We start from the raw sequence: 20153 nt of genomic DNA on the forward strand, positions 1-20153 counted from the left end.
GACAGGCCGAACTAGTCTATCAAGTTGGCTTTGGGTGGAAAGGAAAAACTGCTGTCAGGATTTTTTACAGTCGCTGCGCGTGAAGCTATGGAAATAGGGGTTTGCCACTGCTGGCGGGGTCGCAGGGAAGGCGGGCTAGAAGCGATAGCGAGCGATATTGATACCGTGTGATTCGGGGGGCAGGCTGCGAGAGATAGAAACCGGCCGTTCGGGGTTCTGTTTCTGGCTCTCCTGCAGGTCGACGATGCGCGGTTTGGGGTATTCCCGTTTCTCGCGGTCCAGCACCAGCACAACCTTGGGCAGCAGGCGCCGGGTGCGGCTTTCGGCCACCACGACCCCGACTTCGCCGGTGGAGAGCTCGACAATGGTGCCCGGCGGGTAGATACCGATGGCCTGGATCAATGCCTCGACCATCTCCGCCTGGAAACGCTTGTCGCGCTCGGAGTAGAGCACGCGTACGGCATCCGCCGGTGCCTGGGCGTCGGCGTAGCTGCGCCGCGAGGTCATCGCGTCGTAGGTGTCCACCAGGCCGGCGATGCGGGCGAAGGGCGGAATGCTCTCGCCGGACAGGCCGCGCGGGTAGCCGCTGCCGTCGTGTCGCTCGTGGTGGAAACCGACCATGTCGATGACATCCTGGTTGATGATGCCGCTTTTCTTCACCAGGTGGACGCCGTGCGCCACGTGGTGGTGCATCTCGCGGGTTTCCTCGTCGGTCAGCGGGCGGTCCGCCTGCAGCAGGTCGGGGTCGACCAGCAGTTTGCCCACGTCCATGAGCATGGCGCCCATGGCCAGCGAACGCAGGTCGCGCTTGTGCAGGCCGATCTGCCGGCCCAGGGCCACTGCCCAGATTGAGGTCGACAGGGAGTGCTGGTAGCTGTATTCGTCGTGCTGCTTGAGGCGCCCGAGCCACAGGCAGGCATCGGGGTTGCGGCTGATACTGGCGACGATGGGGTCGCTGGCCTTGCGCAGGCGCAGGGTGTCCAGTTTGCCCTTCTCGGCGGCGGTGTCGAAGATGATGGTGATGTCTTCGAGCAGGTCGTCCAGGGCCTGGCTGGCGCGCGGGTGCTCGTCCTTCCAGGGCACCTGGTCGGCGTAGTTGGCCAGTTCCCGGCCGCGGAAGATTTCCTTCATGCTCTTGCGCGGGCGGCCATCCGAGGCCCGGCGTGCCAGGTTCTCGCTGATGTACACGCACTTGCGCACGTCGACCCAGACGTAGTCGCAGTAATCGCGCACGCGCTCAATATCCTCATCGCTGACGATGAGGAAGCCCTGGGTGAGGAAAGGGGTGCCCAGCCATGGCCTGTCCAGGCTGCTGACGAACATTCCCCGGGTGAGGTCCGTCGTCGGGACCTTCACAGTTTGGAGCATGGCCAACCTCAGTTCGAGTGGTGCCGCTGTTTTTTCTCTAGCCGAAATTACTCCTTTCTACTCCGCGTGTCTGAAAAATCTCTACTTTTTTGCAATTCGCCACCCGCCTGGGTAGACGCCCCACGGTACTGCCGTAGTGGTCGCTAACTGTCGTCAAACTGGGGTAAACGTCTGCGATTACTGTGGTTTGTCGGGCATCCGGTCCAGCGTGTTGTTGACGGCAAAGGGCGGGGTGCGGGGCCGTTGGAGCGGCGCTCGCCAGGCTCTCACGCACCGCCTGGCCTGGGTGCTGGCAGGCGGCGACGCGCAGTCCTGGCGTACTGCGGTCGATAGACCGCCTGCGGGGCCGCGTGCATAATGCGCCGCATGTATTATCAGTACTTTGGCCTCAGCGAAGCTCCCTTCTCGATTGCCGTCAACCCGCGCTACCTGTTCATGAGCGCACGGCACCGGGATGCGCTTGCGCACCTGCTGTACGGGGTGGGCGCGGGCGGCGGATTCATCCTGCTCACCGGGGAGGTGGGCACCGGCAAGACCACCATCAACCGCTGCCTGCTGGAACAGCTGCCGGAGAACACGGATATCGCGATCATCCTCAATCCGGCACTCAACGCCATCGAATTGCTGGCCTCGGTGTGCGACGAGCTCGGCATCGAGTACCAGCGCGACGGGCACACGCTGAAGACCCTCACCGACAGCCTGCACCGCTTCCTGCTCGACAACCACGCCCGCGGGCGCAAGACAGTGCTGATGATCGACGAGGCCCAGCACCTGGATTTCGACGTGCTGGAGCAGATTCGCCTGCTCACCAACCTCGAGACCCACAGCGAGAAGCTGCTGCAGATCATCCTTATCGGCCAGCCGGAGCTGGCCCAGTTGCTGGCGCGCCCCGAACTGCGCCAGCTCAACCAGCGCATCACCGCGCGCTACAACCTGGGGCCGCTGAACCTCAACGAGACCCGTGCCTACATCCAGCACCGCCTTCAGGTGGCGGGGATGACCGCGGACCGCGAGCTGTTTCCCGCGGCGGTGGTGCGCGGCATCTACCGTGAGACCCGCGGTATCCCGCGGCTGATCAACGTGCTGTGCGACCGCATCCTGCTCGGTACCTACGGCCGCAACAAGCGGCGCGCGGACACGCAGACCCTGCGCCTGGCCGTGCGCGAGGTGCTGGGGGAGGAGCGGGCCGAAACCCCGGCGCGCTGGCCCTGGGTATTGGCCGGGTTGTCGCTGCTGGCGATCCTGGCCGGCGGTGCGTCGCTGTGGGCCTGGCGCAGTGGCCTGCCGCCGTTCGCCGCGGCGCCCGCGTTGGTTGCCGCGCCACCGATGGTGACACAGCCGGAACCGGCCGCCGTCGAGCAAAGCATCGTGGAGCAACCCGCCGCGCGGCCGCCACGCCCGGCCGCAGCGCTCCCGGCAGTCCAGGCTGTCGCACCGGTGGCGGAATCCTCCGCCTGGTTGTTGCCGCCGGAAGATGGCGCGACAAACCTGTGGCGCCTGTTCAGCGCGCGGCCGGTCCCGGTGGACCTGTGTGACGACCCGGTGGGCGAACTGGCCTGCATCGAGGGACGCGCGCGCACCTGGAACGAGGTCGCCGTCCTGGATCGCCCGCTGTTGCTGGACGCGGTGACCCCCGAGCGCTTCGCCGCCGGCGTCCTGCTGCTGGGAATCGATGGCCGCACCGCCTGGGTGCTGGGCCAGGGTCAGGATTTGGAAGAGCGCACGCTGCTGCGCGTACCGCTGGCGGAGATCGCCCCTTACTGGAGCGGCGACTATCGCTTCCTCTGGCACCCGCCCGCCGGTTACGAGCGGCCGCTGGCACTTGGCGACAGCGGCCCTGCCGTGGCAGCGGTGGCCGCCCTGTTCGCCCGCCTCGATGGCCGCGAGCGCGCCCTGGCCGGGGAGCAGTTCAACGCCGCCCTGCAGCAGCGGGTCAAGCTGTTCCAGGCCGCCAACAACCTTGAGGCGGATGGCGTGGTCGGCGTGCGCACCCTGCTGGAACTGAACCGCGCGCTGGGCCTGGACCCGGGCGCCGAGGCGGCGCGCCTCGCACTGTCCGGCGAGCAGTCACTCGCCACCGGCGCCGGAGGTTGAGGCGAGCATGTCACTGATACTGGATGCCCTGAATCGATCGCGCGATGACGTCGGCGGTGTGCCCGGTCTGGACACCGCGCATACGCTGCCGGTGGAACCGCGTCGGCCTCTGGCCATGTGGTTGCTCGGGGCTGCGCTGCTGTTCGCGCTGGTTGTGATCGCCTGGTTGTTGCTGCGCCCGGCGTCGGCGCCCGCGCCGGCCGGCGCACCGGCGACGGTTGTAGCAACTGCCCCCGACGCAGCGCCTGCCCCGGCGTCTGCTTCTGCTTCGCCCCGCGTACCGGCCCAGCCGGGCGCGCAGCAGGCAGCGGAGGTGCAGCAAGCGGCGTCCAAACCGGTCGCAGCTGAGTCGGCAGCTCTCGAGAGACCGACTGCAGTGAATTCGGTTGCAGCCGATTCTGTGGCAGCCAATTCTGTCGAACCCGGGCCGGCCGCGGCATCTGCCGCGAGCAGTGGCGCTGTGGCGGGCCTGGCCCTGGGCGAGGCGACTGCGATGGGAGCCGGCGCCGAGACTGCGAACGCCGCCGGCAACCCCGGTACTTCATCTGCGGGCAACAGCGCAGCGGCCGACCCCGCAATCGCGGCCCTGTACGAACCGGATGGCGACGCGGCGCAGACGGCGACGGCCAAAAAGCCCGTCCAGCCCACGGCGAAACCGCAACCAGCAGCCACGGCCCGAACCGAGCCGGCTTCGCGCCCACAGCCGGCGCCGACCGCCAGCGAGGAGGGCGTCGATATCGACGCACTGGTGCGCCGCGCACAGGCGGAGATCGCCAACGCGGAACTCGCCGCGCACCCGGCGCCGTTTGTCGGCAGCCTTTCACAGCAGACCAAGGACGCGATCCCCACGCTGCTGTATTCCGCCCACGACTACTCGGGCAAACAGGGGCAGTCCTCGGTGGTGATCAACGGCCGGCAGCTGCGTGTCGGCGGCAGCCCGGCAACCGGTATCAAGGTCGACGAGATTCTCCCCGATTCCGTGGTGCTCAGTTTCCAGGGCAAGCAGTTCCGCCTGCGTGCCCTGAACAGCTGGGTCAATCTCTAGCCGGCAGCAAGGGGTCAGAGCCACGGCTCTGACCCCGGTCCCACCCGGCAACCAGGCTCCCGCGCGTAAGGGGTCAGAGCCACGGCTCTGACCCCGGTCCCCATCCGGCATCCAGGCTCTTGCGCGCAAGGGGTCAGAGCCACGGCTCTGACCCCGGTCCCTGGCCCGAACGATCAACCTTAATTTTTACGTCGTCTTGTGGCAGGATGCTCGCGCTGCAAGGAGACAATAATGAATAAAACGATCCAGCGCGCCCTCGCGCCCGCTTTAACCCTGACCTGCCTGCCCGCTTCTGCCCAGACCATCGACGCCGCCGACACCGCCTGGATGTTGACGGCCACCGCGCTGGTGCTGTTCATGACGATCCCCGGCCTGTCGCTGTTCTACGCCGGCCTGGTGCGTGTGAAAAACGTGCTCTCGGTGCTCATGCAGTGCTTCGCGCTCACCTGCCTGATGTCGCTGCTGTGGTTCGCCGCCGGCTACACCCTGGCCTTCGGCTCGGACGGCGTCGAGCAGGGCCCGTTCATCGGCGACCTCGGCAACCTGTTCTTCGCCGGTATCGGCATGGACAGCGTCAACGGCACCATCCCCGCCACCCTGTTCGCCATCTTCCAGATGACCTTCGCCATCATCACCCCGGCGCTGATCGTCGGCGGCTTCGCCGAGCGCATGCGCTTCTCCGCCATGCTGTTGTTCTGCGCGGTGTGGATGCTGGTGGTCTACGCCCCGGTGTGTCACTGGGTGTGGGGCGGCGGCTGGCTCGGCGCCATGGGTCTGCAGGATTTCGCGGGCGGTACCGTGGTGCACATCACCGCCGCGGTGGCGGCGCTGGTTGCCGCGCTGGTCATGGGTCCGCGCCGCGGCTTCGGCAGCGTGGCCATGCCGCCGCACAACCTGACGCTCACCGTGGCCGGTGCCGGCATGCTTTGGGTCGGCTGGTTCGGTTTCAACGCGGGTTCCGCAGTCGCCGCCAACAACAGCGCGGCCATGGCCATGCTGGTTACCCACCTCTCCGCCGCTGGCGGCTCCCTGGCCTGGATGGCGATGGAGTGGATTCGCCACGGCAAGCCCTCGGTGCTGGGTATCGTCACCGGCATGGTGGCGGGCCTGGGCACCATCACCCCGGCCTCCGGTTCCGTGGGTCCTGCCGCGGCGGTGGTCATCGGCCTGTGCGCCGGCGTGGTCTGCTACTTCGCCACCAACTGGCTGAAGAATCGCCTGCGCATCGACGACAGCCTGGACGTGTTTCCGGTGCACGGCGTCGGCGGCATTCTCGGTACCCTGCTCGCCGGTATCTTCTGCTCCACCAGTTTGGGTGCCTTCAGCGGCAACGGTTTCTCCGATGGCATCGACAGCATCGGCGGCCAGCTGTGGGTGCAGTTCATCGGCGTGATCGCGACCTTCGCCTATTCGGCGGTGGTGAGCTGGGTGATTCTCAAGGTGGTGGACGCGATGATCGGCCTGCGGGTGGACGCCGACGAGGAGACCCAGGGCCTGGACCTGGTGCTGCACGACGAGCGCGGCTACGACCTCTAGACCGGTGCATGGGGCCGTCGCCGCGGCCCCGGTTCAGGCGAAGCGCAGTTCCAGGCCCAGCTTGCCCAGCTGGGCCTGTTCCTGTTCCAGTTCGCTCACGGTGAGCGGGTGGGAGTCCATCCAGCCCTCGGGGAAGGCCAGGGCGATGCTTGCTTCTTCCGCCTCGACGTTGAAGTCCGGCAGCTCTTCCAGCGCCTCCACGTACTTGAAGCGGCCCGCCAGGCGCAGGATCGCCAGCAGGTAGTGCAGGTGCGTGTGGCGCGCCTGGGCGATGGCCTCCTGCAGGCTCGAGTCCGCCTTGCCGCGCTGGCCCTGGGCGAGCACCGCCATCAGTTCCTGTTCCTCCTGCGAGAAGCCCGGCAGGTCCGCGTTGCGCAGCAGGTAGGCACTGTGGCGGTTGAAGTGCTTGTGCGAGATGGCGGTGCCGATCTCGTGGGTGCGCGCGGTCCAGTGCAGCAGCTCCCAGTCCTGCTTGTCGAGTTTCCAGGCGGCGCGGGTGGCGTCGTAGAACAGCCGGCAGCGGCGTTCGACGATATTCGCCGTGCCCTCGTCCACGCTGTAGCGCTGGGCCAGGGCGTTCACCGTGCGCTCGCGCACATCCTCGTGCGACAGCCTTCCCATCAGGTCGTAGATCACGCCCTCGCGCAGCGCGCCCTTGGAGGTGCGCATCTCCTGGATGTCGAGAATGTCGAACAGCGCGCAGGTGATGGCGACCCCGGCGACGATCACGTTGCGCCGGTTGTCGGAGAGTCCGGGCAGGTTGATGTCCTCGAACTGCTTGAACTTGAGCAGCTTTTTCTCCAGCTTGGCCAGCGCCTTGCGGGTGATGCCGCCGCTACTCCAGCCGGCGGCGGTGACCAGCGCGTCGATGGCATTGAGCGTGCCGGAGGAGCCGACGCACTCCTCCCAGTGTTTGCGGTTGAAGCGACCGGCGATGTGCGAGACCTCCAGGCGCGCCATGTTGTAGGCGCGCTTGTAGTTGCCCTCGGTGATCTTACCGTCCGGGAAACAGTCGCGGGTGAAGGTCACGCAGCCCATCTGCAGGCTCTCCAGCCGCCGCGGCTCGAAGCGCTCGCCGATGATGAACTCGGTGCTGCCGCCACCGATATCCACCACCAGCCGCGCGCGGGCGTCGTCGGCCAGGGTGTGGGCGACGCCGAGGTAGACCAGCCGCGCCTCCTCGGAGCCGTAGATCACGTCTACCCGGGTGCCGAGGATCTCGCGGGCCGGTACGGTGAAATCGCGGCGGTTGTGCGCCTGGCGCAGGGCGTTGGTGCCGACCACGCGCACCCGCTCCGGCTCTACCGAGCCGAGCAGCTGGGCGAAGCGCGACAGGCAGTCCAGGCCGCGCTGGATGGCGTCTTCCGAGAGCTTGTCGTCGACCACCCCGGCGCCGAGCTGGACTTTCTCCGACAGCGCCTCGACCGGGCGCATCTCGTCGTGCTCGACCCGGGCGATGATCAGGTGAAAGGAGTTACTGCCGAGGTCCACGGCGGCGAGCAGGCTGCCGTCGGGAAGGGGGGCGGGCTGGATATCTGCCACGTAGCGCTGGTTCCTGGGCGTGCGGATACCTCAATGGTAATCCATTTACCCGTGCCCCGCACCGGCCGGTGGGCCATTCGCTCGCCCATCGCGTACTCACTGGGGTAAAATTTGCGGCTTTGTGACGCCCGGTAACCACGACGACAGGACCCCGACATGGATTTAACACTCACCGAAGAACAGGCCATGATCCAGGACATGGCGCGCAAGTTCGCCGACGGCGAACTGGTGCCGGTGGCTGCGCAGCTCGACGCGAACAAGGACTACGACCTGCTGAAGGAGAAGCTCAAGCAGCTCGCCGAGCTGGGGTTCATGGGCCTCAACATCAGCGCCGAGTACGGCGGCACCGAGGCCGGCGTGGTCGCCTTCAGCGTGGCCATGACCGAGATCGGCCGCGGCTGCGCCTCCACCGGCGTGACCATGTCGGTGACCAACATGGTGGCCGAGGTGATCCAGGCCATCGGCAACGACGCGCAGAAGGCGAAATACCTGCCCAAGCTGTGCTCCGGCGAGTACGCCGCGGGCTCCTTCTGCCTGTCCGAGGCCGGCGCGGGTTCCGACCCGGCGGGCATGCGCACCCGCGCCGTGCGCGAGGGCGACCAGTGGATCCTCAACGGCACCAAGATGTGGATCACCAGCGCGCCCTACGCCGGCGTGTTCGTGGTGTGGGCGGTGACCGACCCGGAAAAACCCAAGGGCCGCGGCATCTCCTGCTTCCTGGTCGAGGCGGGCACCCCCGGCCTGACCGTGGGCAAGGCCGAGCACAAGATGGGCCAGCATGCCTCCGCCACCTGCCCGGTGATCTTCGAGGACTGCGCGATTCCCGCCGACGCCCTGCTCGGTGAACTCGACGACGGCTACCGCATCGCGGTGGAGGAACTGGCCGGCGGGCGCATCGGCATTGGCTCGCTGGCGCTGGGCATTGGCCTGGCCGCCATGGACTACGCGCGTCAGTACATGACCGAGCGCGAGCAGTTCGGCCAGACCATCAGCCGCATGCAGGGTCCGCAGTGGATGATGGGCGACGCCTACACCGAGCTGGAGGCGGCGCGCCTGCTGCTGATGAACGCCGCCTGCCTGAAGCAGGCCGGCAAGCCCTTCAACAAGCAGGCGGCGATGGCCAAGGTCTACGCCACCGAGGCCGCCAACCGCGCCTGTTACACCGGCCTGCAGCTGATGGGCGGCGTCGGCTACACCCAGGAGTGCCCGCTGGAGCGCCACGCGCGCGACGCGCGGGTCACGTCCATCTACGAGGGTACCAGCGAGATCCAGCGCCTGATCGTGGCGCGCGAGTTGCTGCGCGAGGTTTAATCGCGCGGTTGGTTCAGCCGCGCACCACCACCCGCGGGGTGCGCGGCGGCATGCGGGTCAGCAGTTCGTAGCCGATGGTGCCCGCACAGCGGGCCACCTCGCCCACTGGCAGTTCCTCGCCCCAGAGGATCGCCTCGTCACCGATATCCACGTCCTCGAGGTCGGTGACGTCCACCGTAATCATGTCCATCGACACGCGGCCCGCCAGCGATGCGCGCTGGCCGGCGATCAGCACCGGCGTGCCGTTGACGGCGGTGCGCGGGTAGCCGTCGCCGTAGCCGGCGGTGACCGTGGCGATCCGTGAATCCCGTTCAGCGCGCCAGGTGGCGCCATAGCCGACAGTCTCGCCGGCGGGCACGTCGCGCACCGAGATGACTTCCGAGCACAGGGTCATTACCGGCAGCAGGCGATCGGCGTTGGGCTGGGGCGCCTCGAACGGCGAGTCGCCGTAGAGCATGTACCCGGGGCGAATCCAGTCGTAGTGCGCGGCGGGCCAGGCCAGTACGCCGGGGGAGTTGGCCGCGCTGCGCGGGCCGGGAAGGTCGGCGGTGACCTGGTTGAACAGTTCGATCTGCTGCGGGGTCTGCACCGAGTCGAGCAGGTCGGCGCTGGCGAAGTGGGTGCAGGTGACCACGTGGTCGCTGACATTTTTGCAATCCAGCAGGCGGCGGTGGAACTCTGCGGCCTGGGACGGCGCTACGCCGAGGCGGTGCATGCCGGTGTCCACCTTGAGCCAGCAGGATTCCACCGGGCGCGGCAGCTGCGAGCGCTCCAGCCAGTCCAGCTGGCGTTCGTTCTCCACCACCACCCAGAAGCCCTGGGTGGCGCAGGCGAGCAGTTCGCCAGCGTCGAAGATTCCCTCCAGTAGCAGCACGGGGCACGCCACGCCGGCCTCGCGCAGGGTAAAGGCCTCCTCGATGGAGGCCACCGCCAGGGCATCGACCGCTTTTTCCAGAGCGCGCGCCACCGCCACAGCGCCGTGGCCGTAGGCGTTGGCCTTGACCACCGCCATCACCCGCGAGCGCGGCGCGCAGCTGCGCGCAACGCCGAGGTTGTGCAGCAGGGCGTGGAGGTCGATCTTTGCCTGGTTGGGTCTGGCCATGGGCGGCGCCCTCAGAAATCGAACTTGTGTGCGCTGAACAGTGATTGAGCGGCGAGCCAGACATCGCCTACCTGGCCGTCCGCCACCGGTTTGCCGTCGATACTCACCACCGGCGCGATCTCCTTGGTCGAACTGGTCAGCCAGACCTCGTCCGCATCCTCCAGCTCGGATTTCTGTATCACGCGCTCCTGCACCGGGATGCTGCCGTCGCGGCGCAGGATTTCCAGCAGGATCTGCCGGGTGATGCCGGGCAGCTTCTGGTGATCCAGCAGCGGCGTGGCGACGATGCCGTGCTTGACCACGAACACGTTGCAGGCGGAGGCCTCGGTGAGCTCGCCGGCGTGGTTGTACAGGATGGTCTCGGTGTGCGCCCCGGTGTAGCCCTGCTGGAAGTGCATGACGTTGCCGAGCAGGGCGGTGGACTTGATGTTGCAGCGGCGCCAGCGCAGGTCCTCGGCGGTCACCACGCTGTAGGGGGCGGCGCTGGACTTGTCCGCGCGCGGCTCCGGCGGAATCTCGAAGGTGAAGGCGAACACGGTGGGGGCGATGCCCTTGGGGTAGGCGTGGTGGCGCTTGCTGTCGGCGCCGCGGCTGATGTGCACGTAGATGCCGAGGTTGCCGCCGCCGTTGCGCTCCATCAGTTCGCCGGCGATACCGCGCCAGGCGTCCTGGTCCACCTGGTATTCGATCTCGATGGCGTCGAGGCCGTCCTGCATGCGCGCCATGTGCGGTGCGAAGCCCACCAGCTTCCCGGCGTAGGAGGGAATCACCTCGTAGATGCCGTCGCCAAACAGGAAGCCGCGGTCCATCGGCGAAATGCGGGCCTCTTCCATGGGCAGATAGGCGCCGTTCAGATAGACAATGCTCATACTCAGGTTCCCGTGTGACTGTAATGCTGGTGGCGGCACCTGCGGTACGCGCCGGTTAAAAAGTGCGCCGTTTCAGCGGCTCAGGGTGCGCAATTGCTCGATCACCGCCGCGCCCTCGCTGGCGGGCAGGCCGTCCTCGGTGAGCGTGTTTTCCCGCGTCACGCCGTCGACACTGCCCCTGTTGGAAAGGTAGCGCAGTATATCGAGCGGCGCGATATCGGCGAGCAGGTCGCGCCCCGCCCAGTGGCCCAGCAGGGCTATCAGCCCGTAGGCGCCCCAGTTGGAAACGTCGGACACCAGCAGTTCGTCGCAGCGGGTGACCGAGGCGCGGATGTCCAGTTGCGCGATGGTATCGGCGATATTGCCCATGCCGATTTCGTTGCCGCCGTCGCCGATGGCGATGGTCGGGCAGTCAGCGAGGTCCAGGAAGTGATCGAAGCAGGCGGTGCGCGGGCTGATGTCCTCGCCGCGCATATTGTAGTAGCGGCCGTCCTCGGCCAGGCCCGGACGCTCGATGGAGACGATGGCCGCCGGCTGCAGTTCGGCCAGGTGCTGCTGCGCCTCGCCGCGCGCCTGCTCGATATCGCAGGTGAGCAGGTTGAGTACCCGGTGGCGGTCGTCGATACAGCGCGAGAGCGGCGCCGCGCAGGCGATTATCGGCTGCGCGCCGAGGGTTTCCAGCGCGCGGTACAGGGCGATGGCGCCCACCGGGCCGTCGGTTTCGAAGGTATTCTCCACCGGGAAGCCGGTGCCGATCAGCACCGTGCCGGTGACATCGCGCAGCATACTCGCCGCGCGCAGGTAATAGCCGGGTTCCAGGGCCGCGCGGGCCTTTTGCATGTGGCGCGGGTTGCGCGCCACCAGGGCGGCCTCGATGGCCACGCTGATTTCCAGGTCGTTCATGGTTTGCGTTCCGCCACGGTCTGGCTGTTGAAGTAACTGCGCGCGAGGTGCAGTGCGTTGTGTGCCGCGTAGGGGGTGATCGGCGCGAAGTACACCGCGCCGCCCGGGGTGAGCTGTGCCAGCTGCGCGCAGTCCAGCGACAGCGCCGAGCCGATCTTCGGGTAGCCGCCGATGGTCTGGCGGTCGTTGAGCAATACGATCGGCTGGCCGTCCGGCGGGATCTGGATGGCGCCGGCACAGATACCCTCGGAGAGAATGCCGTCGATGTCGCAGGCGATGGCCGGGCCCTCGAGGCGGTAGCCCATGCGGTCGCTGCGCGCCGACACCGCGTAGGCGTGGCTGAACAGCCGGCGCTGCTGCAGGCGGCTGAAGTGATGGTCCTGGTAGCCGGGGATGACCCGCAGCGTCGCCACGCTGGAGTAGTGGGGGCGCTGCTCCGCACTCAGGTACAGCCGCTGGCAGTCGCGGCGAGTGGCGCAGGGCAGCAGGTCGCCGGCCTGCAGCTTGCCGCCGTGCAATCCGCCGATCTGTTCGCGCGTCACCGTCGCCGCACTGCCGAAGCTCGGCGGGATCTCGAAGCCGCCGGCCACACCGAGGTAGGCGCGGCAGCCGCGCTCGGCGAAGCCCAGGGCGATGCTGTCGCCGGCGCGCACCGGGTGCACCTCCCAGGGTTCGCACTCGCGCTCGTTGATCGCCAGCGGCATGTTCGCGCCGGTCAGGCAGATGCTGGTGTCCACGCCGGCTTCCAGGTGCAGGCCGCCGAAGCTGACCTCGACGCAGGTGGCGTCGGCCGGGTTCTGCAGCAGGCGGTTGCACCAGGCGAAGGCGGTCGGGTCCAGCGGGCCGCCGTTGGTCAGGCCCAGGCGGTGCTGGCCGAAACGCCCGCGATCCTGCAGCAGGGCGAGCACGCCGGGCTGGGTGACGCGCAGGCTCACAGCTCGCCCCCCAGGGCCAGGTAGCGGGCGCGGTCGATCGGTTCGAAGCGCACCCGGTCGCCCACCGCCACCGGCATGGCCGGTTGCGCCGCCGGGTCGAACATGCGGACCGGGCAGCGCCCGACCAGGTTCCAGCCGCCGGGGGAGGCCGCCGGGTAGACCGCGGTCTGGCGGTCGGCGATGGCCACCGCGCCGCGCGGTACGCGCTGGCGCGGGGTGGCCAGGCGCGGCGCGGCGATGCGCTCGTCCACCTGGCCGAGGTAGGCAAAGCCCGGGGCGAAGCCGATGGCGTACACGCGGTATTCGCAGCCGCTGTGCGCGGCGATGACCTCATCCACGCTGAGGCCGGCGCGCTGGGCCAGCGCCTCCAGGTCTTCACCCGCTTCCGGGTGGTAGTACACCGGCAGCACCACGCAGCGGCCTTCCTCCGCAGCGGTCTCCGCGAGGGTTGCCAGGCAGGCGCGCACCCGCGCGCGCACCGCGAGATGGTCGGTGGCCATGGGGTCGTAGATGATCAGCAGCGAGGCGTAGGAGGGCACCAGGTCGATGAGGTCCGCACCCAGCGCCGCCTCCACCGCGACGGCAGCGGCCTGCACCCGGGTGGACACCGCCGGGCTGGCGCTGTCGCCGAGGTAGAGGATGAGGGCGTTCTCGCCGGCGCTGTGCAATTCCACGGCGGTGTCAGCTCCCGTGCACCAGGGCACGGATGTCGCGGATGGCCTGCACGCCCTCGGGGTTGTCGCCGTGCACGCACAGGGTGTCCGCCGCCAGCGGCAGGGTGTGGCCGCCGTGGGTGATGACCACGCCTTCGTTCTTCAGCAGGGCGACCTGCTCGAGCATTTTTTCGCGGCTGTGCACCGCGCCGGGCTTGCGCCGCGAGCGCAGGGCGCCATCGTCCTCGTAGCAGCGGTCGGCGAAGGCTTCGAACAGCAACTCGACTCCGTAGGCGCCGGCCTCGGCGCGGTGTGCATCCGCCTGGGGGGTGGCCAGTAGCATCAGTGCCAGCGGGCGGTGATAGCTGGAGATCGCCTTCAGCACAGCGTCGCGCACCTCGGCGCGCGCCATCATGTCGTTGTACAGGGCACCGTGGGGTTTGACGTAGCTGACCTCGAGACCGGCGTTGCGCGCCATGCCGTCCAGCGCCGCTACCTGGAAGTGCAGGTCGGCGATGATCTCCTCCTCACTGAGGCTCATCGAGCGCCGGCCGAAACCGACCAGGTCGGGATAGGCGGGGTGCGCGCCCACGCTGACCCCGTGCTGCGCCGCCAGGCTGAGCGTGCGGCGCATGGTCAGCGGGTCGCCGGCGTGGAAGCCGCAGGCGATGTTGGCCTGGTCGATGTGCGGCATGGCCTCGGCGTCCATGCCCATGACCCAGTTGCCGTGGCTCTCACCCAGGTCGCAGTTGAGTAGCATTGTCGCTGTCTCCTGTGCCGGCGGCTGCCTAGAGCACCGCCAGCTGGCTGTTGCGCAGGTCGGTGACCAGCATGTGGCCGGGGCTGTGGGTGATGGCAAACGGCGGCCGCGCCGCCTCCAGCGCCACCTGTGGGGTCACGCCACAGGCCCAGAACACCGGCATTTCTTCTTCGCGGATGGTTACCGGGTCGCCGTAGTCGGGCCTGCCGATGTCCGCGATGCCGATCTGCGCCGGGTCGCCCAGGTGCACCGGCGCGCCGTGTACCGCGGGGAAACGGGTGCAGATCTGGATGGCGCGGATGGCGTCCGCGGCGCGAAAAGGGCGCATGCTGACCACCAGCTTGCCGGCGAAGGGGCCGGCGGGCGCGCAGTCCACCGAGGTGCGGTACATGGGTACGTTGACGCCCTCGCTGATGTTGCGCACGTCCAGCCCGTCGGCGATCAGCGCCTCCTCGAAGGAGAAGGAGCAGCCCAGGGCGAACACCACGAGGTCGTCGCGCCACAGGTGGGCGATGTCGGTGACTTCCTCGCGCAGCTGGCCGTCCTCGAAGATGCGGTAGCGTGGCACGTCGCTGCGGATGTCGATATCACCCAATGGTGGTAAGCCGGTCTCGCCCGGGGCGTCGGACATGGCCAGCAGTGGGCAGGGGCGCGGGTTGAGCTGGCAAAAGCGCAGGAAGTCGTTGGCCCAGGCCTGCGGCAGGATGGCCAGGTTGCACTGGACGAAGCCCGGCGCGTAACCGGAGGTGTTGCCGGTGAACTCGCCGCGGCGGATAGCCTGGCGCAATTCGGCGGGGGTCTGGGGTTGGTTCATGCGGATAACCGGGAATCGCAGTGAGGTTGCATGAGTTTGGCACAGAAGCCGGCGCGCGTTCCACGGGTCTTGATCCAGCGTATGTAACCGGGGTGCTGGCTTGGTCTATGATGAGCGCACAACAAAGCCAGACCGCAGGAAACGATCATGCCCCACCCCCGTGAGACCGCCAGCACCTACCCGCACAAGGCCGCCATCGTCATGGGCGGCAGCGGGGAAATGGTCACTTACCGCGAACTCGACCAGCACTCGGCGCAGGGTGCGCGACTGTTGCGTGCGCTGGGCCTGGACCCGGGTGTCCACGTCGCCCTGCTGCTGGACAACCACCCCGCGTTTCTCGAGATCTGCTGGGCCGCGCGCCGCGCCGGTGTCGTATTCATCCCGCTGCCGCTGCACGCCAGCGTGGCCGAGATCGCCGAGATCCTCGCCGACAGCGGCGCGCGGGCGCTGATCGCCAGCCACGGGCTCGCCGCGCAGGCGGTGGCGGCACGCCACGCCGCGCAGGGCCTGGACTACTGCTTCATGGTCGACGGTATCGCCGAGGGCTTCGAGTCCTGGGAGGAGAGCATCGACCGCCAGCCGCTGGAGGCGCTGGAGGACGAGGCCTGCGGCGTGCCCATGTTCTACGCCCTGGGCGAGGGCCTGCCGCTTTGCGGCGCCCTGCCGCAGGCGCCGGGCTCTGACCCCGATGCGCCGCCGCCCCTGGCCGGTGGTGTCGGCGTCGCCTTCGGCTTCAGCGAGGAGACCGTGTTCCTCTCACCAGCGCCCCTCTACACACCGGCCTCGCTGCTCTACCACATGATGAACCTGTACCAGGGCGGCACCAGCGTGGTCATGGAGAGCTTTGAACCGGAGGCCGCGCTGGCGCTGATCGAGGAGCAGCGTGTCACTCACAGCCTGTGGGTGCCGAGCATGTTCACACGCCTGCTGCGCCTGCCCCAGGCCGTGCGCCAGCAATACGAACTCGGCTCCATGCAGTACGCCATCCACGCCGGTACCCCCTGCGCCATCCACCTCAAGCAGCAGATGATCGACTGGTGGGGGCCGGTGCTGGTCGAGTACTACGCGGCAGGCTCCGGCGACGGCGCCACCCTGATCGATTCCGCGGACTGGCTGGCGCACAAGGGTTCGGTGGGCAAGCCGTTTGTCGGCGCGGTGGAAATCCTCGATGCCGCGGGCCAGCCGCTGCCCGCCGGCCAGCTCGGTGATATCCACTTTGTCGGAGACCCGGCGGGTACCGGCGATGTCGGCTACCTCGACGCCGAGGGCTACCTGTATGTCACCGACCGCTCCAGCCAGGTGGTTGCACTGCCGGACGGCGCGATCTACCCGCAGGAGCTGGAGAGCCTGTTGATGACCCACGACAAGATCGCCGATGTCGCGGTGTTCGGCCTGGGCGACGCCGCCGAGGGCGGCCAGTTGCAGGCGGTGGTCGAGCCGGAGAACTGGGCCGATGCCACCGACGAGACCGCCTTCGAGATTGTCGAGTGGCTCCGCGAGCGCGTCGAGCACCTGGTCTCGCCGCAGCAGGTATCGTTCAGCCAGCGCCTGCCGCGCGAGGACGACGGCGTGGTCTACAAGCACCGCCTGATGCAGGAGATGCGCGGCGGCGCGCGGGACAACACGAAGCAGGAGGAATAGCGCGCCCGTTCAGCCGCGTCCCGGTATCGCGCCGAGATAGTCCCGCACGAAATCGCGCACCGCCAGCGCCGCCGGCGACAGGCGCGCGGCCTCGCGGTGGAACATGCACACCCGCACCCGCGCGGGGATGCCCGTATCGTGCATCGGCAGTGCCGCCAGGCGCCCGGCGCGTACGTCGTCAGCCACCAGCTGCGGCGAGGACACCCATACCGCATCGCTGGACAGCGCCACCTCGCGCAGGATGTGGTAGTTGTCGCAGATGAAGGCGCCGCCGCCGGCGTCCTGCATCAGGCGCGTCTCCACGCCGCTGAGCAATGGGAAGCCGGCCATGTCCCCGGCGCTGATCGTCGCCTTGCCCGCAAGTGGGTGTGACGTGCGCACGATGGCGGCGATGTCGATTGCACCGACCGGCTCGCCGCGGATGTCCGCGCGGTTGTCGAGCTGGCCCTCGCCGCAAAAGAGAATCTCGATCTCGTCCTCCAGCAGCTCCTGGTAGAGCACCTGCGCGCCCTTGGTCACGGACTCCAGTTGCAGCGCCGGCCGCGCCGCCAGGAAGTGCCCGGCCAGTGCCGGCAGCACCAGGCTGGCGGGCAGCGGACCCATGCCGAAGGCCAGCCGGCCGGCTTCGCCGCTGCCGTACAGGCGCAGGTTGTGGTCCACGGCGCGGGCCTGGCGCAGCAGGCCGCGCGCCTCGTCGATCACCATCTTGCCCAGCTCCGTGGGCCGGGCGCCGCCCCGGCCGCGCTCGAAAAGGCGAATACCGTAGCGGTCCTCCAGCGTGGCGATGCTGCGGCTGAGTGCGGGTTGGGTGAGGTGCAGCTCCTGCGCCGCGACGGAGATGCTGCCGGTGCGCGCGACGGTGAGCACGTGGTGCAGGCGCTTGAGATCCATTTCCATAAATAAAATGCATTTAATAAGTTCTTAATATGCATTTTACATTGTGGTTCGCGGCCCGCAAGCTGTCGCCTTCCAATACCGATAACCGGGTGGCAGGACTTACCGTATGCACAATCCACTGGTCTGGGTGGCGATTGCCACCGTCGTCATGCTGCTGCTGGAAATCCTCACCGGGCGACACCGGGGTGTGTATCGCGCCGGCGACTTCAAGCTGCTGATCGGCAGCTTCTTCCTCGGCCGCTGGGTGATGGCACCGCTGGCAATCGGCCTGATCGCCGGGGTCTACAAGCTCGTGCTGCCTGCGGACTGGGGCGGTTCACTCGCGGATACACCGTTCTGGCTGGCCTCCCCGGCGCTGGTGCTGTTGGGCGAGTTCTGCTTTTACTGGGTGCATCGCTGGGCACACCAGCCGCGGCTATCACAGGCGCTGTGGCGGATTCACCGCACCCACCACTCGGGCCGGCACATGAACGTGCTGCTCGAGTTCCGGCTCAACCTGGCCTGGTTTTTTATCATCCCCTCCGGTTGGGTGAGCGGACTCGCCCTGTACCTGGGGCTCGGCGAGGCGGTGCTCGGCTATGTGGTGCTGCTGCAGGTCTGGAACCTGGTCACCCACGCCAATTTCCGCTGGGACGACCCACTGCGCCGCGCTGCATACATCGGGCCGGTCTTTCGCGCGCTGGAGCACGTGCTGGTGTCGCCGGGCATCCACCACACCCATCACGGCTTCGGCGAGGACGGTAAGAACTACCGCAATTTCGGTACCGTGATCGCGCTCTACGACTGGGTGTTCGGGACCTTGCACATCCCCAGTGGCCGACCGGCCAATTACGGTATGCCGGGGCGCGATGTGCACTGGCTGGAGGAACTCGCCTACCCGCTGGTGCAGATACCGGCGAAGCGCGACGCGGGGTAGGGGCGTGTCGCCGGGCTAAGGAGCCGCACGGGGAAATACGCCGGGGGCGCTACGTCAGGCCTGGTTTTAGAGGTGCTGGCGCCGCCAGCGCTCCACCAGCGCCCGGGTGGCGTCCATCTTCTGGCCGCCCTCCACGCCCAGCGACAGGCAGTTCTCCAGAATCTGTACGTTCTGCTCGAGTACCTTGCCGCCGTGGTGAAAGCGGTTGAAGGCGGCGAAGCCCATCGGGGCGGCGTCGCGCTCGGAATCGCGCATCAGCTTTTCCATGCGCTTGTCGGACATGAACAGCGCCATCAGCTTGCCCTGCAGGCCGTGCTGCTTGAGGCGCATGATCTCGCGCTGGGCCTGGCAGCACAGCCGCCACAGTTCACGGTCGGCGACCAGGGTGTCCATGTCCGGCCAGCCGGCCAGTTCACAGCTCACCGTGAACGGCGCGAAGGTATTGGTGCTGATGCGGTAGATGCCGGTGGGCAGGCTCTTGCAGGTGGCCTCGCCGCTGCCGCTGAATAATTCGATGAAGGCCTTCGCCGGCGCCGCGGGTTTCGAGGTGACGAAGAAGCCCACGCGGTCCGGGAAGTTGATGTAGGCGATGTCCGCGCTATCGTGCAACTGCGCCTGGTCCGCGCCGGGCTGCGGCGCGCCTTCCTGGCCGACCTGGTAGGCGAAGATCTTCATGGTGCCCTCGAGCAGCCGCGATGCCGGCAGGCCGGTGGTCTTCTGCACGTGCTGGTACAGGCCGGTGCCCACCGCACAGATCAGCAGCGTCGCCTTGCCCACCGCCAACGCCGCGCCCAGTGCCCTGAGCGTTTCGGTGCCCTGGGCGCTGCGGCAGGTGGCGCCATCCAGGGTGAGCAGCACGAAGTCGAACTGGTCGCCGCGCAGTTCCGCGGCATCGGTGAACACCTCGTAGCCGTCGAGTGTTTTCAGGGTCTGCTCGTCGTAGCTGTAGAGGGTCTGCGGGCGGGTCAGCGCCTCCACCCGGTGCGGGCGCACCAGGAAGCTGAGCTCGGCCCCGCTGCGCCGCAAAAAGTAGCCCGTGGTCAGTCCCAGCGCGCCGGCGCCGACAATGAGTACGCGATGACCGCTCATGAGATTCCCCTGTCCCCTGCTGTTGTTATGGTGTGCCGGCGTTTGCTGTTGAACGCCGTCGGTGCCTGCCGGTTGTGTATCCGGCTTGGTAGCTTGTCCGCTGGGCGGGTGATTCCCGGTGCCGCCCGCGGGCCAGCATAGCACAGCGTCGCCGGCCCACGGCCGGCGCTGCGCTCAGTCCTGGCTGGGTTCCTCGACCTGCTCGGGTTCGGGCTCCTGGGCGGAGTCGAGGTAGAGCAGCAGCTCGAAGATGCGGCCGCGCACGTAGATGTCCGCGTCGCGGGCGTTGTCGTAGGGCAGCGACTGGGTCCAGATGCGGCCCCAGGCGGGCATACCCGCAGGACCGTGGGAGGCGACCGGCTTGCGCCCGTCGATTACCTCGTAGACATACACCCAGGGAAACTCGCCGCCGTTGCGCCGGGTAAGCTGGGTGAGGTCCGAAGGAGCGATCTCCAGCGCCTTGGCACTGATACCGTCGCCGTAACCGAAGGCGCCGTGACAGGTCGAACAGGCATCGACGAAGGTGTTGCGCCCGGCCTGCCAGGCGTCCATGTAGGTACCGCGGTTGGACTCGCCGATATCGCCGGCGGCCAGTGCCTGGCCTGGCAGCAGCGCGAGTGCGCCGAGCGTGCAGGCTGTGCCCAGCGTGCGGATGATGCGTTGTTGTAGTGTGGTCAT

18 protein-coding genes are annotated in these 20153 nt (G+C 68.0%); 6 read left to right on the forward strand and 12 right to left on the reverse strand.

Annotation, left to right across the window (positions count from 1 at the left end):
• Window positions 1–135: 135 nt before the first annotated feature.
• Entirely contained in the window at window positions 136–1368 is a 1233-nt protein-coding gene (locus E4634_RS17435; RefSeq protein WP_135445937.1) for an HD-GYP domain-containing protein, read from the reverse strand.
• A gap of 366 nt (window positions 1369–1734) precedes the next feature.
• Here E4634_RS17435 and E4634_RS17440 point away from each other — a divergent pair, with 366 nt between their 5' ends.
• From E4634_RS17440 to E4634_RS17450, 3 genes are all read left to right on the forward strand, one after another.
• Window positions 1735–3462 carry an ExeA family protein gene (locus E4634_RS17440; protein WP_135445938.1) on the forward strand — a complete coding sequence of 576 codons (1728 nt, stop codon included), beginning with the start codon at window positions 1735–1737 and terminating at the stop codon, window positions 3460–3462.
• 7 nt (window positions 3463–3469) lie between these two features.
• A complete protein-coding gene (locus tag E4634_RS17445; RefSeq protein WP_135445939.1) occupies window positions 3470–4507 on the forward strand; it encodes a general secretion pathway protein GspB in 1038 nt (345 codons plus the stop codon).
• 231 nt (window positions 4508–4738) lie between these two features.
• Complete coding sequence (locus E4634_RS17450; protein WP_135445940.1) at window positions 4739–6043, forward strand: ammonium transporter; 1305 nt, start codon at window positions 4739–4741, stop codon at window positions 6041–6043.
• Between the two features lie 33 nt (window positions 6044–6076).
• On the opposite strand, the gene E4634_RS17455 is transcribed toward E4634_RS17450, so the two are convergent.
• Window positions 6077–7585: a Ppx/GppA family phosphatase gene (locus E4634_RS17455; RefSeq protein WP_240725229.1), complete on the reverse strand. Its 1509-nt coding sequence runs from the start codon at window positions 7583–7585 to the stop codon at window positions 6077–6079.
• A 156-nt stretch (window positions 7586–7741) separates the two neighbouring features.
• Between E4634_RS17455 and E4634_RS17460 the strand changes: the two genes are divergently transcribed.
• Window positions 7742–8896 (forward strand): acyl-CoA dehydrogenase family protein, encoded by a 1155-nt coding sequence (locus tag E4634_RS17460; RefSeq protein ID WP_135445942.1) that lies wholly within the window; start codon window positions 7742–7744, stop codon window positions 8894–8896.
• Between the two features lie 13 nt (window positions 8897–8909).
• On the opposite strand, the gene alr is transcribed toward E4634_RS17460, so the two are convergent.
• The 7 genes from alr to E4634_RS17495 form a co-directional block, all read right to left on the reverse strand.
• Complete coding sequence (gene alr / locus E4634_RS17465) at window positions 8910–9998, reverse strand: alanine racemase (protein ID WP_135445943.1); 1089 nt, start codon at window positions 9996–9998, stop codon at window positions 8910–8912.
• An 11-nt stretch (window positions 9999–10009) separates the two neighbouring features.
• Window positions 10010–10867, reverse strand: a complete 858-nt coding sequence (locus tag E4634_RS17470; RefSeq protein ID WP_135445944.1) for an aminotransferase class IV — start codon at window positions 10865–10867, stop codon at window positions 10010–10012.
• Window positions 10868–10939: 72 nt separating this feature from the next.
• Window positions 10940–11770 carry a DUF4392 domain-containing protein gene (locus E4634_RS17475; protein WP_135445945.1) on the reverse strand — a complete coding sequence of 277 codons (831 nt, stop codon included), beginning with the start codon at window positions 11768–11770 and terminating at the stop codon, window positions 10940–10942.
• Window positions 11767–12705 carry a 5-oxoprolinase subunit C family protein gene (locus tag E4634_RS17480; RefSeq protein WP_135445946.1) on the reverse strand — a complete coding sequence of 313 codons (939 nt, stop codon included), beginning with the start codon at window positions 12703–12705 and terminating at the stop codon, window positions 11767–11769. The genes E4634_RS17475 and E4634_RS17480 overlap by 4 nt, the downstream gene beginning before the upstream one ends.
• Complete coding sequence (gene pxpB / locus E4634_RS17485; RefSeq protein WP_135445947.1) at window positions 12702–13379, reverse strand: 5-oxoprolinase subunit PxpB; 678 nt, start codon at window positions 13377–13379, stop codon at window positions 12702–12704. Before pxpB ends, E4634_RS17480 begins: the two co-directional genes overlap by 4 nt.
• Before the next feature lie 7 nt (window positions 13380–13386).
• Complete coding sequence (locus E4634_RS17490) at window positions 13387–14118, reverse strand: 5-oxoprolinase subunit PxpA (protein ID WP_135445948.1); 732 nt, start codon at window positions 14116–14118, stop codon at window positions 13387–13389.
• A gap of 28 nt (window positions 14119–14146) precedes the next feature.
• Window positions 14147–14932: a putative hydro-lyase gene (locus E4634_RS17495; protein WP_135445949.1), complete on the reverse strand. Its 786-nt coding sequence runs from the start codon at window positions 14930–14932 to the stop codon at window positions 14147–14149.
• Window positions 14933–15079: 147 nt separating this feature from the next.
• On the opposite strand from E4634_RS17495, the gene E4634_RS17500 reads away from it, so the two are divergent.
• Window positions 15080–16573, forward strand: a complete 1494-nt coding sequence (locus tag E4634_RS17500) for an AMP-binding protein (protein WP_135445950.1) — start codon at window positions 15080–15082, stop codon at window positions 16571–16573.
• A gap of 9 nt (window positions 16574–16582) precedes the next feature.
• Here E4634_RS17500 and E4634_RS17505 read toward each other — a convergent pair whose 3' ends face one another.
• The gene (locus tag E4634_RS17505; RefSeq protein ID WP_135445951.1) at window positions 16583–17470 is read right to left on the reverse strand and encodes a LysR family transcriptional regulator; all 888 of its coding nucleotides are present in this window, start codon (window positions 17468–17470) and stop codon (window positions 16583–16585) included.
• 106 nt (window positions 17471–17576) lie between these two features.
• Here E4634_RS17505 and E4634_RS17510 point away from each other — a divergent pair, with 106 nt between their 5' ends.
• Window positions 17577–18386, forward strand: a complete 810-nt coding sequence (locus tag E4634_RS17510) for a sterol desaturase family protein (RefSeq protein WP_135445952.1) — start codon at window positions 17577–17579, stop codon at window positions 18384–18386.
• 66 nt (window positions 18387–18452) lie between these two features.
• Here the strand turns inward: E4634_RS17510 and E4634_RS17515 are convergent, their stop codons facing one another.
• Together E4634_RS17515 and E4634_RS17520 are read right to left on the reverse strand one after the other, a co-directional pair.
• On the reverse strand, window positions 18453–19475 hold the full coding sequence (locus E4634_RS17515; protein ID WP_135445953.1) for a ketopantoate reductase family protein: 1023 nt from the start codon (window positions 19473–19475) through the stop codon (window positions 18453–18455).
• Window positions 19476–19649: 174 nt separating this feature from the next.
• Window positions 19650–20153 carry a c-type cytochrome gene (locus tag E4634_RS17520; RefSeq protein WP_135445954.1) on the reverse strand — a complete coding sequence of 168 codons (504 nt, stop codon included), beginning with the start codon at window positions 20151–20153 and terminating at the stop codon, window positions 19650–19652.

It is taken from the genome of Mangrovimicrobium sediminis, assembly GCF_004745945.1.
Taxonomy (GTDB): domain Bacteria; phylum Pseudomonadota; class Gammaproteobacteria; order Pseudomonadales; family Halieaceae; genus Mangrovimicrobium; species Mangrovimicrobium sediminis.

Excerpts from the sequence above, each read along its gene's own strand:
- E4634_RS17495 (WP_135445949.1), bottom strand. The coding sequence starts at position 14,932 with ATGAACCAACCCCAGACCCCCGCCGAATTGCGCCAGGCTATCCGCCGC.
- alr (WP_135445943.1), bottom strand. The coding sequence starts at position 9,998 with ATGGCCAGACCCAACCAGGCAAAGATCGACCTCCACGCCCTGCTGCAC.
- E4634_RS17470 (WP_135445944.1), bottom strand. The coding sequence starts at position 10,867 with ATGAGCATTGTCTATCTGAACGGCGCCTATCTGCCCATGGAAGAGGCC.
- E4634_RS17500 (WP_135445950.1), top strand. The coding sequence starts at position 15,080 with ATGCCCCACCCCCGTGAGACCGCCAGCACCTACCCGCACAAGGCCGCC.
- E4634_RS17505 (WP_135445951.1), bottom strand. The coding sequence starts at position 17,470 with ATGGAAATGGATCTCAAGCGCCTGCACCACGTGCTCACCGTCGCGCGC.
- E4634_RS17490 (WP_135445948.1), bottom strand. The coding sequence starts at position 14,118 with ATGCTACTCAACTGCGACCTGGGTGAGAGCCACGGCAACTGGGTCATG.
- E4634_RS17445 (WP_135445939.1), top strand. The coding sequence starts at position 3,470 with ATGTCACTGATACTGGATGCCCTGAATCGATCGCGCGATGACGTCGGC.
- E4634_RS17435 (WP_135445937.1), bottom strand. The coding sequence starts at position 1,368 with ATGCTCCAAACTGTGAAGGTCCCGACGACGGACCTCACCCGGGGAATG.
- E4634_RS17515 (WP_135445953.1), bottom strand. The coding sequence starts at position 19,475 with ATGAGCGGTCATCGCGTACTCATTGTCGGCGCCGGCGCGCTGGGACTG.
- E4634_RS17520 (WP_135445954.1), bottom strand. The coding sequence starts at position 20,153 with ATGACCACACTACAACAACGCATCATCCGCACGCTGGGCACAGCCTGC.
- E4634_RS17460 (WP_135445942.1), top strand. The coding sequence starts at position 7,742 with ATGGATTTAACACTCACCGAAGAACAGGCCATGATCCAGGACATGGCG.
- E4634_RS17510 (WP_135445952.1), top strand. The coding sequence starts at position 17,577 with ATGCACAATCCACTGGTCTGGGTGGCGATTGCCACCGTCGTCATGCTG.
- E4634_RS17475 (WP_135445945.1), bottom strand. The coding sequence starts at position 11,770 with ATGAACGACCTGGAAATCAGCGTGGCCATCGAGGCCGCCCTGGTGGCG.
- E4634_RS17450 (WP_135445940.1), top strand. The coding sequence starts at position 4,739 with ATGAATAAAACGATCCAGCGCGCCCTCGCGCCCGCTTTAACCCTGACC.
- E4634_RS17440 (WP_135445938.1), top strand. The coding sequence starts at position 1,735 with ATGTATTATCAGTACTTTGGCCTCAGCGAAGCTCCCTTCTCGATTGCC.